Here is a 2516-nt window from a genome sequence, read left to right as displayed (position 1 = left end):
GATCGGTACTCACTGACCATCGCACGATGGCTCACCACGTCGCCGGAGCAACGCGCTCACCGCGGGAAACTACACCACCCCACGGGACGTAACCCGCGACACGTCCGCCCCACTCCCACGCCCCAAAAGTCCCATATAGAACCTGGACTTTTCGGTTCGCGTATACCCCGCCTGAGAATATGCCCGGTGAAGGTACGACAAGGGCAATATGGTCCAATATCGTACAACTCATGGGATGCAGGACAAAAGTACGAGACAGTTCCGAGACGCTCCCGTAGTTCGGGGAAGGGGAACGGCCGGCATTCCATCCACGCCTCGTCGGAAAGCGCACCAGCGACGGATTCCTCAACGGACTCGGGTAGACATGAAGTTGCAGAAACGGGGGCACTCTCCGGTCGGAAAGTTACGACGGTCGCGCTCCGCGCAAAGTCGTGATTACCCCACCTTTTTACCTCGATCGTCTTTCTCTGGAACTCGCTCTGGCATTGGGCCAGCTGTCGTGGCAACGGCGCGTTCGTAATCCCCGCCGAACCCGATCCTCGTGATGTCTCGCAAACGGAACCGGTCTAGGAATGACTCCCAGCGTCCGTGCTCATCGATCGTGAAAAGCCACAGACGCTTTTTGCTCCACTTAACTGGGATGCCTATGAGCAGTTGGTCAGGATACTTATCTTCTCTGTAGAGCGAAACGACACCTGCCGTCTTGACCGCTGTCCTAATGAGGCGTTCGGGATCACTGAGGTCAGCGGTCAGGACTGGGGTGTGTGGGGGCCAGGGGTTGTTGTCGCGGACAAAGTTGATGAACGCATCGGAGACATTGGCTCGCCTGATCTGATTGGTCTGGAAGGCTACGTAGCCGTCCTGCATCACTCCTTCGCGAAGTTCCGCCAGAAGCACCCATTCCTCGGACAGGTCGAGCACCACGCCAAATTCTGTTCGTAAGCCGCCGCTGTCGCGAAGTATGCGGAGAGGGAGCGCTTGCTCCTTAGAATGGAGAAGAAGCTTGTTGATCTGCTTCCTGCCCTTCGCTGTTGTACCCATGTGCTGAATCTAGATCATCCTTGGTGCGCTTTGCACACCTTAGTTGACGGCCAGTAGTAGTTGGACGGCGACAAAGGTTGACGTTTTTTCTGCCCAAGAAGCGAGATCGTGGTGTCAGAGGTCAGCTTTGACCCGTGAGTGCAAGGAAGCGTTGGAACGCCGCCTCATCGAGGGCTAAGGAAACCAGCGCCTGCTGATTCTTCAACTGCTCTAGCTGAAGCTCAGTCGAGCGGTTCACGTGGGAAGTAATCAGATTTTCACAGAGCGCCGTTAGAGGCTCACCAATAGCTCTACGGAAGTTGAACCCGAGCAGCTGCAGAACGTTGACCGTCTCCACCGATAGGAGCGGCTTCAACGCTTCTAGCTGCTCCAGCTTCTCCGTATCCTCGCCCGAGCTGGCTTCCAAGAACTGCTTCACAAGCGGAAACAAGGTCCCAACGATGTACTGAACATCCCCTGCGTTGAGCTGTTGAGAGACCAGCTCGGACTGATACGACTTCGCTATAGCAACTAGCTCCTGCTTGTCTGCGAGAAGCTCGTTAATGATCTCCTCCAGCGCGGTGACGGCCTCCTCGTGGCGCCCCGAGTCACGCGCCGCTCGAATCCTGTTCCAAATGAGAGTGCCGCTGTTACGCGCCATGCTCTCCGCGAGGTTCACTCCGGCTTGCAGTACTTCAGGTGACAAATCCATGAGAACGCAGTCCTTTAGCTAGTTTGTGCACTCCAGCAGGATATCGGGGAGGGGACGGGCAGAGGCTGTTTGGTGAAGGCGCGTGGGAGCAACGTCAGGGACCGACCGATCTTCCGCTGGGACGAGATCCCCTGGGCGCCATGCCTCCCACGACTAGTAGTGCTAATCAGCCGCTTCCGATTTCAGTCGAGGACTGAACATTTGTCCGTAAGCCGGTGATTGAATGCCTTATGACCAAAAAGAAAAAGAAAAATTCGAGAAACCCTGCTCGCCCGGCGGATGTCCGGATTGTTAAGCCGTCTGCGACCCTGAAAGCTGTTGTGCAGCTTTTGGATGAGGTTGACGAGGAGGCCCATGACGCTGCACGGCGTAGCTTCCCAGCAGTGCACTCGCCATTGTTTGACTTTGACCAGGGCGTCTTGGTCCGAGGGATCAACACTCTGAAATCCGTGCGTCTACTAGTGGAGAACGGCCATTGGGAGATGGCACAATCTTTGCTTCGCCAGCTTCTGGAGTTGCTAGCGAACATTGAGTTCCTGTCTAAGATGCACGATCGCTCAGAAGCGACGCTCCAATATCTGAGATACGGGTTGCTCCAAAAGACCACTGAGCAAATCCTCACAATGCAGTATGACGAGGCAACGGGCCGGCCGATAGATCCAGAGCGTCTGGCCAAGTTAGAAGCCTTTTGTCAAGGGCCAGTTAAAGGTGCCCACGGGTGGCCAGCATTACTGCCCGCTGGTGGCCATGAAAACTGCCCGGTCATGGCCATCGGATCTGCCCA

The 2516-nt window shown here is 56.1% G+C and carries 3 protein-coding genes; 1 reads left to right on the top strand and 2 read right to left on the bottom strand.

Translation table 11 applies throughout. The features are described 5' to 3' along the window. Positions 1-435: 435 nt before the first annotated feature. Positions 436-1041, bottom strand: a complete 606-nt coding sequence (locus IWX62_RS16090) for a hypothetical protein (protein ID WP_196842420.1) — start codon at positions 1039-1041, stop codon at positions 436-438. A gap of 121 nt (positions 1042-1162) precedes the next feature. Further along, positions 1163-1732 carry a hypothetical protein gene (locus tag IWX62_RS16085; protein ID WP_196842419.1) on the bottom strand — a complete coding sequence of 190 codons (570 nt, stop codon included), beginning with the start codon at positions 1730-1732 and terminating at the stop codon, positions 1163-1165. Positions 1733-1962: 230 nt separating this feature from the next. Between IWX62_RS16085 and IWX62_RS16080 the strand changes: the two genes are divergently transcribed. Beyond that, positions 1963-2516, top strand: a 554-nt coding sequence (locus IWX62_RS16080) for a DUF5677 domain-containing protein (RefSeq protein ID WP_196842418.1), incomplete at its 3' end; no start/stop codon positions are given.

Source organism: Arthrobacter sp. CAN_A1, from assembly GCF_015751665.1.
GTDB lineage: Bacteria > Actinomycetota > Actinomycetes > Actinomycetales > Micrococcaceae > Arthrobacter_D.
Note: the sequence above shows the minus strand (reverse complement) of the source record. Positions and strands in the feature narration are given on the sequence as shown.

Coding starts and splice junctions, on each gene's coding strand:
- IWX62_RS16090 (WP_196842420.1), bottom strand. CDS start 1,041: ATGGGTACAACAGCGAAGGGCAGGAAGCAGATCAACAAGCTTCTTCTC.
- IWX62_RS16085 (WP_196842419.1), bottom strand. CDS start 1,732: ATGGATTTGTCACCTGAAGTACTGCAAGCCGGAGTGAACCTCGCGGAG.